The following is a 13,326-nucleotide window of genomic DNA, read 5'->3' on the forward strand; positions in this document are numbered from 1 at the left end:
AAATTATATATCAATAAATTACATTTTCTTTCTCTTTAAGTTCATTCGATGAAATGCATTTTTAAGCGATAAAATACATCCCAATATTTTTTTTGGCACAGTATATGAATATCTTAATACAAGATTAACATTTAAAAACAAAAAAGATGAAAACGATAAAATTAGCAATCGCCGGATTATTTTTATTGGTTGCAAACGCCACGCAAGCCCAGGTATCGATTAACGTTAATATAGGAAATCCGCCGGCCTGGGGGCCTTCAGGATATTCAGAAATGGAATATTATTATCTTCCTGATATTGAAGCCTACTACGATGTGCGTGCCTCTCAGTTTATCTATTTTGGAGGAGGAAGATGGGTAAGAACCACTTATTTACCAAGACAATACAGAAATTATGATCTATACGGAGGTTACAAAGTAGTTCTGACAGATTACCACGGAAGAACCCCTTACACCTATTTTGACCGACACAGAGTAAAATATTACAAAGGATATCACGGTGCACCGCAAAGACCATACAAACCAAGACCTGTTTACGGATATAATGATCGTCGTTACGATCGCAGAGATTACAAACATTACGATAAACATGATAGACATCATGACAAACACGACCGTCACGACAGAGATGATCACGATCACGGACATGGACACGGAAGAAGATAATGCTAAATTACTAAAAATCAACACAAGAGAGTATCAATACAAACGATACTCTCTTTTTTTATGATTTGTTTGTTCACTTCTTTGTTAAAACATTAAACATTTAATATAAATCACTGTGTTGCAAGAACTTTCATTGCAAAAATGTCGTATATCAATATAATTATGGCTTACATTTGCACCGAATTTTAAAAATCCACAAAATAAATTTATGAAAAAGAATGTTTATTTACTTTCATTTTTAGCGATGTCACTATTAATAGGTTGTGACAATAACGATGATAACCAAAACGACAACCAATCGTTAAATAGCATTACAATTAATTCAGATCAATCTTCACTAAACAAAAGACTTGATTTAACTAATTCAGGAGTTATTTCAATCGAAAACGGTTCTGTGACAGGAAAATCTGCTGAGACAGCCAACACCACTTTTCCATTGGTTCAGATTGCAGAAGTAAAACCTCCGGTTGATGCGAACGGAAGAACGCTGCAGGCAAGTCACGTTACAGTAAACGGCAACTATGCTTACGTTTCTTATATTATGAGAGGCGATGCTTATTCCGGAGCAATTGATGTGATCAATATTTCAGATCCTTACAAACCAAAATTGGTTACTTCTGCCTTAATTCCAAACACCGATATTACCTCCCTTACTTTTACAGGAGCAAATCTAATTATAGGAGCAGCAAAAGATACAGACAAAGATCCGCTTTTAAAAACAAATCCTGCAATTGCATTTAACATGGAATTGAGCTCAGGATTACTAACTGATAAATTGAAAACCAATTACTTAGAGAGCAGGGTTACAACAGATGTTGCTGCAAATGCTTCTAATTATTTTGCTGTAACAGGAGATAACGGAAGCTTATTTAAATTAAGTACTTCCACAAAAGAAATTACAGGTAAAGTAGCGGTATCAGATTTACGTTCAATGGCATTAACAAGTGATAAAGTTGTGACTTTAAGCGGAACTCAGGGTGTTAATATTTACAGCCAGTCTACACTTGCTCTGCAAAAAACTTTTAAAACTTCTACAGATATAAGTGGTGCAAAAAGAACAATGGACATCGACGGAACAAAACTTTTTGTTTCTGAAGGCGCAAACGGACTTGGCGTTTACGACATTAACAGCGGTTCGAAATTACAAACATTGGGAATTACAGCTGCTGCTGAAGACAATGTAACAAATGCTGTTTCTTTAAATGACGGATATGCATTTGTAGCCAACGGAGCTTTGGGTCTTAATGTATATCAATCGGCTACTCAGCTTAATTTATTAGGTTCTGTGGGAATTGCAGGTTCATCCAACTACGTAAAATCAAGCGGAAATTATATCTATGTTGCCAGTGGAACGGGTGGTTTGAAAATCATTAAAATGGAAAAACCAAATACTGCTTTTGCAAGTTGTTCTTCTTACGGAGTATATAATCAAGGCAGAGATCTGATCTTAAATTCTAATGAAATAAAATCGTATCAGGGAGCAACTGCTATCAATTCTGCAATTGTAAATTCGGGAGCAGTTTTAACGCATTGCGGTTCAATCGCAGTTTTAAGTAATCTTACCTTAAACAGTGGCGGTACTTTTAACATGAGAGGAAGCTTATCTCAGGGTAAATACCAGCAATCGTCTCCAACAGAGCTTATTATAAATACTAATGCTGTCTTGCAAATTGAAGGTTCAGTTGTAATCTGGGGTGATTTAAGATTAAACAGTGGTGCAAAAATCAATTTTGTGGGAAGCACTTCTTCTATAACTATTTATGGTAAAGTTACAAAAGGAAGTAACGTAACCATTACAGGAAATTATGTTGACACAGAGAATAAATTGAAATAAATTCCCCACTTTATTTCAGCTATATTTTCAAAGCTGCCGGAATTTTACCGGCAGCTTTTTTTTTGAATTTATCTCAAAAGGTATAATAATTGTGCGTTAACATTTCATTTAATTAATGTTCCATAAAATAATTAGTATTTTTGGAACGATTTCAGAAAACAATTCACTTTTACCATGCGAAAAATACAGATTCAAATCATTCTTTTATTTTTTATCGGTTTTCAAATTTCCTTTGCGCAGCAGCCTCAAAAATTAAATTCTGTTGAAATTTACAATCAAATTAAAAAGTTAAACTTTCTAGGTTCTGTACTTTATCTTGCCGCGCATCCTGATGACGAAAATACCAGAATGATTTCGTATTTAGCCAACGAAAGGAATGCCAGAACGGGTTATTTATCTCTGACCCGAGGTGACGGAGGACAAAACTTAATTGGTCCTCAATTACGAGAATTATTAGGTGTTATAAGAACTCAGGAGTTAATTGAAGCACGTAAAATTGATGGCGGAGAGCAATTTTTTTCACGAGCAAATGATTTTGGTTTTTCTAAAAATCCCGACGAAACTTTAGATATTTGGGATAAAGAAAAAGTTCTGGCAGATGTGGTCTGGACGATCAGAAAATTCCAGCCTGATATTATCATCAACAGATTTGACCATCGCTCACCGGGTACTACACACGGACATCATACTTCTTCGGCAATGTTAAGTGTGGAAAGTTTTAAACTAGCAAATGATCCCAAAATGTATCCCGAACAATTAAAGTATGTTACTCCCTGGCAGATAAAACGTCAGTATTTTAATCCTTCGTGGTGGTTTTACGGAAGTCAGGAAAAATTTGACGCTGCTGACAAATCTAAATTCGCAAAATTAGAAACGGGTGTTTATTATAGCGAACTTGGAAAATCAAATCAGGAAATTGCCGCTTTAAGCAGAAGCCGTCATCAGTCTCAAGGTTTTGGAAGCACAGGAGTTCGTGGTGAAGAAACAGAATATCTCGAACTTATTAACGGCGAAAATCCAAGAGACCGCGATAATTTATTTGACGGAATTGATACGACCTGGAACCGTGTTAAAAATGGGAAACTAATTGGTGACTTAATTACTTCGATAATTTCAAAATATAATTTCAGCAATCCTTCAGCGAGTATTCCGGATTTGGTAAAAGCATATTCCATGATTGAGGCTTTAGATGAAAATCATTGGAAAACAATTAAATCTGCTGCGGTAAAAAACATTATCGCGTCTTGTTCAGGTTTATATCTTGAAGCCGTTTCAAATGAGCAGGAAGCGACTCCGGGAAGTACAATAAGATTAAGTCTTGAAGCAATTAACAGATGTGCTGTCGACATGCAATTAATTAGTGTTACAACATTACCTGATAACAAAACTACTATTCAAAATAGCATTTTAAAAAATAATAATGATCAGAGAATCAATTTACAAATACAACTTCCTGAAAATATAGAATACACGCAGCCATATTGGTTAAAAGAGAAAGCAGCGGTTGGAATGTATACCGTTTCGAATCAGGAAAACATTGGTATTCCGGATATTATCAGACAAACTAAAGTGGTTTTTAATATCAGAATACGTGGCGTTGACATTCCGTTTGAAAGAACCGTTGTGTACAAATACAATGATGGTGTTAAAGGTGAAATGTATAATTTTCTGGATATTGTTCCCGAGGTTACCACTTCTATTCTGGAAAGAGTTTTGCTTTTTAGAGATACTAAAACCAAAATGATACCGGTAAAAGTTCGTGCCGGAAAAGACGATGTAAAAGGTAATCTGCAACTGGATCTTCCTAAAAGCTGGAACGTTTCTCCGAAAGAAATCCAGTTTGCATTAGACAAAAAAGGAACCGAACAAATATTTTATTTTGAAGTAACACCACCGGTAAATTCCGAAGAGGTAACCGCAAAAAGTATTGCAATAGTTGATAATAAACGTTTTGACAAAGACCAGACCATCATCGATTTCAGCCATATTACCAAACAGATGGTTTTAAAAGCAGCGGAATCTAAATTCATACGAATGGATTTAAAAACTTCGGGAGATGCGATTGCCTATATAATGGGTGCCGGCGATGAAGTTCCAGAAAGTTTAACCCAAATGGGATATAAAGTCTCGATACTAAAACCGGAAGAAATCACGCCTCAAAAGTTAGACTCTTTTACTACCGTGATTACCGGAGTTCGTGCTTATAATACAGTCAGTGCATTGGCAAACAAGCAAAATATACTTTTTAATTTTGTGAAAAGCGGAAAAAACATGATTGTGCAATACAACACTAACGGAAAACTCGTAACAGATAAAATTGCTCCATATCCGTTAAAATTATCTAACGATCGTGTAACCGAAGAAAATGCTAAAATTACTTTCCTTGCACCAAATCATCCTGTTTTAAATACGCCGAATAAAATCTCAGAAAATGATTTTAAAGGCTGGACGCAGGAACAGGGCTTGTACTATCCAAATGAGTACGATGCCGCCTTCACTCCTATTATATCTTCACACGACAAAGGAGAATCTCCTAAAAATGGTGCTTTATTAGTCGCGCCATACGGAAAAGGATATTATATTTACACAGGTTTAAGTTTCTTTAGGGAATTACCGGAGGGCGTATCCGGCGCGTATCGATTATTATCGAATATCATTTCGCTTAAACAGCCAATAGATGCTCCAAAACAAGAGTTAAAGCAATAAAAATGGAAGCTAAAAAAACAAAAAAATGGAAAAAAAGCTACACTTATGTTTTAGTAGCTAATGCAATTTACATTGCCATATTTTTCTTAATCATGCAATTATACTCATAACCTATGCAGCTATTTGACTGGATCGTACTTATTGTAACATTATTATTTATTGTTGGTTACGGCTCCTGGAAAACCAAGGGAAGTAAAAACGTAGAAGATTTTATTTTAGGTAATAATGAAACGCCGTGGTATACTGTAGGACTTTCGGTAATGGCAACACAGGCCAGTGCAATTACGTTTTTATCGACGCCTGGACAAGCCTATCATGACGGAATGGGGTTTGTACAATTTTACTTCGGCTTGCCCATTGCCATGATCGTCATCTGTCTCACATTTATTCCCCTGTACCATAAAAGCAAAGTTTTTACTGCTTACGAATTTTTAGAAAAAAGATTTGATGTTAAAACTCGGTCGCTTGCTGCTATATTATTTTTGGTACAGCGAGGTTTAGGAACGGGATTAACCATTTACGCGCCGGCAATAATTCTTTCTGCACTTTTAGGATGGAATTTGACTTTTATGAATATAATGATTGGAGTTTTGGTAATCATATATACGTTTTCCGGTGGTACAAAGGCAGTTAACGTTACGCAGAAACAACAAATGTTTGTAATTATGTCGGGAATGTGTATTACATTTTTCCTGATACTGCATTATCTTCCAAACGATATGACGTTTACAAGCGCGTTGCACATTGCGGGTGCAAATGATAAAATGAATATCGTAGACTTCTCTTTCAATCCCGAGGAAAAATATACATTTTGGAGCGGAATCACTGGAGGTTTCTTTCTTGCGCTCGCCTATTTTGGCACAGATCAGTCTCAGGTTGGACGTTATCTTTCGGGAAAATCGGTTCGCGAAAGTCAGATGGGATTGATTATGAACGGACTTCTAAAAGTACCGATGCAGTTTTTTATACTTCTTACAGGAGTTATGGTTTTTGTGTTTTTTCAGTTCAATCCGGTTCCTTTAAATTTTAATCCAAACAATAAAATTGCTATTGAAAAATCTGCTTTCAAGCAGGAATATCATACTTTGGAACAGAAACTGGAAAAACTTTCAGAGGATAAAAAAGTAATTAATTTATTGTACATCGATCAGTTGAACCAGGATTATGACAATCCGATTTTGCGTAAAGAACTGGTTGCATTGTCCAATAAAGAAAAAGATCTTCGCGAAAAAGCAAAAGAAATTATTTTAAGAGCCGACAGTAATATGGAAACAAATGATAAAGATTATGTCTTTTTTCATTTCATTCTGCACTATTTACCAAAAGGTCTTATCGGATTGCTGTTGGCTGTAATTCTTTCTGCTGCCATGTCTTCAACTGCTTCGGGACTAACGGCGCTTGCCTCTACAACTGCAATTGACATCTACAAACGAAATCAGAAAACTGAAAGATCCGAAAAACATTATTTGAATGTCACGAAATTCTTTACTCTTTTTTGGGGAATAGTGGCCATACTTTTTGCCTGTGTTGGTACCTTATTTGAAAATTTAATTCAGCTGGTAAACATAATTGGATCTATTTTCTATGGAACCGTCTTAGGAATATTTTTAGTTGCTTTTTATTCTAAAAAAGTTCAGGCGAAGCCTATGTTTATCAGCGCTATAATAAGTCAGCTGACAATTTTTGTAATCTATTATTTTATGATTTACACTCAGGAAAAACTAGGCTATTTATGGCTGAATTTTATCGGAGCCATTTTGACAATTGTACTGGCGGTATTAATACAATATCTATTTTTTAGAGGAAAGTCGGATAATAATGATTTAATACTTGAATAAAATGATTCGAAAACTGTTTTTAAATTTTTGTAAGTAAAAAACATTATTTTAGTAAGTTGTAAGACATTAGCAAAAACTAATTTAATTTTTTAACTGAAAAATAGAGATGAGAAATTCTGATGATTTAGCAAAATTATTGCCTTTTGGTTATTTGTTTTTAATTGTGATGGGAATTCTAAAAGACAGCATTTCCTACTATCAATTAGGAATCAATATCTTGAAGTTCTCCACAATAATGGATATTTTAATAAGTCCGATTGCTTATATAACTTCAAATCCTATTATTTTAGCTGCTGTACTTTGCTTTTTTATTACGTCTTATTATCTTCCAAAATATATTTTTAAAAATCATCAAAATCCCAAAACCCAAAAAGCATTTGATTTAAAATCTGTAGAAGGTTTTTCTGTTGAGGAGAAAATGAATTACTTCAACATGGTATCTTTAAAAGTTCTTGCTGTGGTTCTTTTATCTTTTTTTGTTGGAACAGGACTTGCAAGCGGCTATTTTACATCGCAACGCATTGAAAATAAAGCGTTGAAATACAATTATAAAATTAATTTTAATGATCAAGGATCACAACAGGTTCATCTGATTGGAACAAACAGTATTTATTATTTTTATGTGATTAAAGGACAAACGCATTTGAATATCGCTCCAATTGCTTCCATTAAAAATGTGGAGCTATTGTATAAAGTTGCAGAACGATAAATGCGGTAATTAAAATTTTATCTTTGAATAAGTTACCTCTAAATTGAAATTTATGAAAGATCAAAAAAGATATACCAATAAAACAAAAGCCGCTTTTGTTTTACTTGTTGTAATGCTCATTATTTTGCTAGGTAACTTTAATACACTTCAAAATTCTAAAAATGTAAACGAAAATATAAATGCCATTTATAAAGACAGACTGGTTGTGGCGCATTATATTTTTCAATATTCAAAAGAACTTCATTTTATTAAAGCGGAAGCTGAAAAACGGGATTTAAATGACAGCACCAAAAAAACAGAGATCATTCACACTTTAGATATTATTCATAATATTGATGACCTTTATTCTAAAACTGTTCTCACTAATAAAGAAAAACAATATTTTGATACTTTTTTACTTTCATGCAAAAAGATAAACGAACACGCCGAGAACAAAAATTGGAATAAAATTACTACTACGAGTTCAGAAGCGTTACAAATTTTAGAATCTCTTTCTCAGATTCAGATTGAAGAAGGAAAATCCAAACTGGCGGCCGCAAATGCAATGTATAATAAAAACAATGCTATAGGTCAATTGCAAATTGCTTTGCTTATAATCCTGGGCGGAATCACATTTTATCTGTTGATTAAAAAAATTAAAAAAACAGTTAAGATTCCGGAACCGCCGAGTTTGAATTAAGCAATCTTACCATTACAATTTCCTGTTTTCTTCTGAAATTTGAAGGTCATTTATACTGGCATATCTTTTCTGCATGAGACCATTGGAATCAAATTCCCAATTTTCATTTCCGTACGCGCGAAACCAATTTCCCTCAATATCTTGATATTCATATTCAAATCGTACAGCAATCCTGTTTTCGGTATGAGCCCAATATTCTTTTTTTAACTTATAGTTTTTCTCTTTTTTCCATTTTTCCGTAAGAAAAAGAATGATTTCGTCACGTCCGTTTACAAATTTATCCCTGTTTCGCCATTCGCTGTCTACAGTGTACGCTTTTGAAACTCTTTCAGGATCCTGACTGTTCCAGGCATCTTCTGCCAATTGAATTTTCTCTAACGCCGTTTCTAAAGTGAAAGGAGGCAATGGTAGTTTTTGTTCCATTTATTTTTGAATTAAAGTTTGAATTATTTTTTTTGATTGTTCTATTAACTGATTGGTTCTAAATAGCTGACTTTCGATTATGCAGCTTTCAAATAGCAGATATACATGATCTGATATTAAATCATCTTTTAGGATATCTTTAAAAAAAACTCTCAAATCATTTTTATGATTTTGAATGACATTTAGAATTTTCACATTCTCAGATGGAATCTCCGAAAGTATATTTAAAAAACTGCAGCCTCTGAAATTTTCATTTTTATTCATGAAAATTAAAAAGTCGAAAGATGCAGTAATCTTAGCATTTGAATCTTCAGCATTTGCAATAAATTTCAACAGTTGCTCAAACCAAAAAGAATGGCGCTGATCTAAAAAAGCTACACATAAATCTTCTTTTGATTTAAAATGCTGGTAAAAACTTGCTTTCGCCACTTTGGCTTCCTCAATGATCTGATTTATTCCAGTCGCATTATAACCTTGCTTATGAAATAAGGTAAAAGTCTTTTCTAAAATTCTCTCTTTTGGCTGCATATCGATTTATTTAACACTGCAAAGATAAATAATAATTAATATATACAGACAAGTCTGTCTATTTTAGTGCAAAAAAAAAATTCCAAAACCCGAAAGTTTTGGAATCTGTTATTTTAAAAATCTTAAAACCTTATCTGCTCCACTCTGCGATACTGTCTTTATTTAATTTAATATAATCTGCATTATTAGCTGCTTCTGCAGCTGCCAGAGAAGCTTTTGCTGTTTCTACCGCACCTTTTTTATCACCTTGTTTGGCCTGAATCTGAGATTTCAATCTTAAAACATAATATGGTTTATCTGTACTCATGTCAAGTGCTTTGTCTACATACGTTTTTGCTGTATCCAGATTTCCGTTTGACTGGAATAAATATTGAGATGCTGCATAATAATCGTTCCAGCTTGGTCCTGCCAAAGTTTTCTCAATACTTGCAACGGCTGTCTTAGCTGTTGGAACTTCAAATTTTAATGACACATGAGAGTTTTCCCAGGCAATATCTAAGTAACCAAAATTGGGATCTAAACCGTTAATTCCGATTGTAAATGTTTCTACCGGTGTTGGTAATGCTTCTTCTTTTACAGTAGTTTTTAAAGCTACATAAGACTCACTCCAGTTTTCCGGCAGTCCCCAGTTGTCTGTAGAAAGGTAAAAAATCACATCCCAGCTTTCAATTCTTGGCACTGTATATAGCGCGTATTTTCCCTTTTTAAGCGTTTTCCCGTCAATTACTACATCATCGCTAAAGTTGATAATGGTATTTTCGTTCGCTCCGGTTCTCCATAATTTACCAAACGGAACTAAATTTCCAAATACAGCTCTTCCTCTTGCTCCAGGTCTTGAATAGGTAACTTCTACATCTGTTAAACCAACAGTTTGTTTGATATATCCTTTTGGACTAGCTTGTGGCGTTTTTACTTGTGCTTCTGATGCTAATGGCGCCAGGATCAGGGCTAAAGCAATAAGTAGTTTTTTCATTTTTACAGTTTATTTGTTTTGTTCAAATTTACGAATTCAATAAGGGAACAAATGTTAAAATTTTAATAATTAGGGTTTAAGACGCGCTATTTTTTCGGCATTTAATTCCTTAAAATGATCGATAACCAAATCAGCCTGAGATAAATCCTGTAAATTAGAATGTTCACTTTTATAACCAACACAGTAAATTCCGGCAGCTTTTGCCGCTTTTATACCGTTTGTACTGTCTTCAATTATAATGCATTCTTCTTTGGGAGCTTTAGACAAAGATGCCGCGTGAATAAATATAGCCGGATCTGGTTTAGACTGTGGAAAATCTTCTCCGCTTACAATGTCTGTAAAATACGGATGCAGACTGAATCTTGTAAAAACACGTTGAATGGTTACTTTTGAAGCTGAAGATGCTAAAATCAATTGAATTCCATTATGATATAAATCTTTAATTAAATCTTCTACGCCGTCCAGAAGAAATAAATCTTCCTTAGTATCAAAAGCATCATTAAATATATTTCTTTTTCTCTGAATTAAATCTTCAACTTCTTGTTCTACAGAAGGAAAATGACTTTTTAATGTCTGAAATGTATTTCGGGTCGAAAATCCCGTAAACGAGGTATACATTTCTTCGGGAACTTCAATATTTAATTCTGAAAATTGTAAATAATAAGCATAACGATGAACGGGTTCTGTATCGACAATCACGCCGTCCATATCAAAAATTACTGTTTTAATCATTTTTTAAAGGTTCTTAGGTTCTGAGACGCTAAGGTTCTAAGCTTTCTATCATGGTTCTAAACCTTAGTCCCTTAGAATCTTAGCAACTTAGCACCTTATTTAGATATTAAATAACGTATCACTGTTTCTGCGGCATGTAAGCCAAATAATCCCGGCATATAGCTGTTTGTGCCGTAAAAAGATTTCTTATAGTTTTTTCCGTCTGTTAATTTTAAGCTTTTTTCATCTTGAATTTCTGATGAGAAAACTACTTTCAACTTATTGATTTTGAATTCTTTTAAACGTTTACGAATCGCTTTGGAAAAATAACAGTTTACCGTTTTAGAAATATCGGCCACTTTTACTTTTGAAGCCAGCATTTTGCCTCCCGCGCCCATACTGCTTATAATTTTTACGCGTTTGCGTTTTGCTGCCAGAATTAAATTTAATTTTGGCGTGATACTGTCAATACAATCTAAAACATAATCAAATTCCGGAGAAACGATTTCAAAAGCACGTTCCGGGGAAAGAAATTCCTGAACACGCGTCAGATTTAGTTCGGGATTGATATCCATTAAACGATCACCTACAATTTTGATTTTTGGCTCTCCAACTGTAGAATGTAAAGCAGGTAACTGACGATTGATATTTGTAATATCTACAACATCTCCGTCTACAATTGTCATATTTCCAACTCCGGCTCTCGCTAAAAACTCAGCTGCAAAAGATCCGACGCCACCCAGTCCAACAACTAAAACATTCGATTTTTTTAAATTTTCTAATCCTTCTTTTGTAAATAAAAGTTCGGCTCTTTCGGTCCATTCTGCCATATTTTCTTATTTTGATTTTTTTGTTTCAGGTTTTTAAGTTTCAGGTTTTTAAGTTTCAGGTTTCAGATTAGTTTGTCATTGTGATGGATCACATTTTTACATTTTACATTTCAAATACACCGCTATAATTACTTGAAATAACTTCTTTTAATTCATTTATAGATATCCCTTTATATTTTGAAGCTACTTCATAAACTTCATTTATTGATTCTTCAATTGTATCGGTTTCCAAAAAGAAACGTTCGTTGGGAACATTTTCAAAAACAGATTGCAAATCTGGATTTTTTAATAAATATTTCCCAAATGAGAGATAAAATCCATCCTTAATTAATTGTTCTGCCAATTGCTTGTTTTTTGCAAAACCGTGAATAATCATTGGCACAGAAATTTTCATTTTCTTTTTAATTTCTGTTATTTCCTGAAAAGCCGCAAGACAATGAATAACGACAGGTTTTTTATATTTTTCAGCTAATGCTAATTGCTTTTCAAAAACTGAAATTTGCAAATTAAAAGGAACTTCAATTCTTTTATCTAAGCCACACTCTCCTATTGCAAGGCAGTTTTTGTTCTGTAATTTCTCTTCTGTAATTTTTAAATCTTCATCAATTCGATTTTCATCTATGTACCACGGATGAATTCCAATAGAATAAAAAGGAATTGCTGCATCAAAATCTTTTGGATATTGATTGACCAGTTCTAAAATATTGGACTGGTTGGTAAACTGATGAGTATGAAAATTGAAATAGTCCATTAATGAAAGGTTTTTACACCCGCTTTAATTTCAACTTTCAGATCATTTTCCTGTGGAACCAACGGACAAGAATATTTGTAATTATAAGCACAATACGGATTATAAGCCTGATTAAAATCGATTGCTATGGTGTTCCCTTTCGGAATTTCCAAATCTATATAACGCCCCCCAATATAACTTTGTTTGCCGCTTGTTAGATCAGAAAAAGGTAAAAAAAGATGATTCTTATATTTTTCCTGGACCATAAGTTCTAAACTCTGATAAACAGCAAGTTTAAAATCTTTTCCGTTTATTTTAAAGTTCAAAGTACCATATTTGATATATTTTGGCGTGTAATTTCCGGAGGTTTTCATTTCAAAAACTTTTCCGCCTTTTGCCTTCATTAATGTGGCATTAACAAAATAAGTAGGAGAAACAGGAAAAAAATCCAGACTTTTAAAAGTTTTTAAATCGTCAGCCATCAGCGGACTTGTCTTAGGATCAGCATATTCTGAATTCAGTTTCTTTTGAAAGTTCAACGCATCCGTTTTGCTAAACTTTTTTTGAGCAAAGCCAAAATTCAAAACAAACAATAAAGTCAGTACATGTAAAGTTTTCATCTTAGAAATTTTATGCAAAAATAGTTCAAAAGTAACAAAACAACAACCACTTAACGAGACAAAGTTTCCTAACTTTGCAG

13 protein-coding genes are annotated in these 13,326 nt (G+C 33.7%); 6 read left to right on the plus strand and 7 right to left on the minus strand.

Features of this window, described 5'->3' with window-relative positions; translation table 11 throughout:
• The first annotated feature begins 146 nt into the window (after nucleotides 1-146).
• The 6 genes from ABEB31_RS21280 to ABEB31_RS21305 all read left to right on the plus strand — a co-directional run bounded on the left by ABEB31_RS21280 (nucleotide 147) and on the right by ABEB31_RS21305 (nucleotide 8,431).
• Complete coding sequence (locus tag ABEB31_RS21280; RefSeq protein WP_347053679.1) at nucleotides 147-665, plus strand: hypothetical protein; 519 nt, start codon at nucleotides 147-149, stop codon at nucleotides 663-665.
• A gap of 208 nt (nucleotides 666-873) precedes the next feature.
• Nucleotides 874-2,499, plus strand: a complete 1,626-nt coding sequence (locus ABEB31_RS21285) for an LVIVD repeat-containing protein (protein ID WP_347053680.1) — start codon at nucleotides 874-876, stop codon at nucleotides 2,497-2,499.
• A 174-nt stretch (nucleotides 2,500-2,673) separates the two neighbouring features.
• Nucleotides 2,674-5,205: a PIG-L family deacetylase gene (locus tag ABEB31_RS21290; RefSeq protein WP_347053681.1), complete on the plus strand. Its 2,532-nt coding sequence runs from the start codon at nucleotides 2,674-2,676 to the stop codon at nucleotides 5,203-5,205.
• Nucleotides 5,206-5,318: 113 nt separating this feature from the next.
• Nucleotides 5,319-7,043, plus strand: a complete 1,725-nt coding sequence (locus ABEB31_RS21295; protein WP_347053682.1) for a sodium:solute symporter family protein — start codon at nucleotides 5,319-5,321, stop codon at nucleotides 7,041-7,043.
• Nucleotides 7,044-7,149: 106 nt separating this feature from the next.
• A complete protein-coding gene (locus ABEB31_RS21300) occupies nucleotides 7,150-7,752 on the plus strand; it encodes a hypothetical protein (protein ID WP_347053683.1) in 603 nt (200 codons plus the stop codon).
• Nucleotides 7,753-7,804: 52 nt separating this feature from the next.
• Entirely contained in the window at nucleotides 7,805-8,431 is a 627-nt protein-coding gene (locus ABEB31_RS21305; RefSeq protein WP_347053684.1) for an MCP four helix bundle domain-containing protein, read from the plus strand.
• Nucleotides 8,432-8,443: 12 nt separating this feature from the next.
• On the opposite strand, the gene ABEB31_RS21310 is transcribed toward ABEB31_RS21305, so the two are convergent.
• The 7 genes from ABEB31_RS21310 to ABEB31_RS21340 form a co-directional block, all read right to left on the minus strand.
• Nucleotides 8,444-8,854, minus strand: coding sequence for a DUF1348 family protein (locus ABEB31_RS21310; protein ID WP_347053685.1), 411 nt, complete (start codon nucleotides 8,852-8,854; stop codon nucleotides 8,444-8,446).
• A complete protein-coding gene (locus tag ABEB31_RS21315) occupies nucleotides 8,855-9,382 on the minus strand; it encodes a TetR/AcrR family transcriptional regulator (protein ID WP_347053686.1) in 528 nt (175 codons plus the stop codon).
• 130 nt (nucleotides 9,383-9,512) lie between these two features.
• Nucleotides 9,513-10,355: a DUF2911 domain-containing protein gene (locus tag ABEB31_RS21320; protein WP_347053687.1), complete on the minus strand. Its 843-nt coding sequence runs from the start codon at nucleotides 10,353-10,355 to the stop codon at nucleotides 9,513-9,515.
• Between the two features lie 69 nt (nucleotides 10,356-10,424).
• Nucleotides 10,425-11,087 carry an HAD family hydrolase gene (locus tag ABEB31_RS21325; RefSeq protein WP_347053689.1) on the minus strand — a complete coding sequence of 221 codons (663 nt, stop codon included), beginning with the start codon at nucleotides 11,085-11,087 and terminating at the stop codon, nucleotides 10,425-10,427.
• A gap of 95 nt (nucleotides 11,088-11,182) precedes the next feature.
• A complete protein-coding gene (locus ABEB31_RS21330) occupies nucleotides 11,183-11,896 on the minus strand; it encodes a tRNA threonylcarbamoyladenosine dehydratase (RefSeq protein WP_347053690.1) in 714 nt (237 codons plus the stop codon).
• 103 nt (nucleotides 11,897-11,999) lie between these two features.
• Complete coding sequence (locus tag ABEB31_RS21335) at nucleotides 12,000-12,647, minus strand: TatD family hydrolase (RefSeq protein WP_347053691.1); 648 nt, start codon at nucleotides 12,645-12,647, stop codon at nucleotides 12,000-12,002.
• Nucleotides 12,647-13,246: a DUF1684 domain-containing protein gene (locus tag ABEB31_RS21340; protein ID WP_347053692.1), complete on the minus strand. Its 600-nt coding sequence runs from the start codon at nucleotides 13,244-13,246 to the stop codon at nucleotides 12,647-12,649. Before ABEB31_RS21340 ends, ABEB31_RS21335 begins: the two co-directional genes overlap by 1 nt.
• Nucleotides 13,247-13,326 lie beyond the last annotated feature (80 nt).

The sequence above is a fragment of the Flavobacterium olei genome (assembly GCF_039749035.1).
GTDB lineage: Bacteria > Bacteroidota > Bacteroidia > Flavobacteriales > Flavobacteriaceae > Flavobacterium > Flavobacterium olei.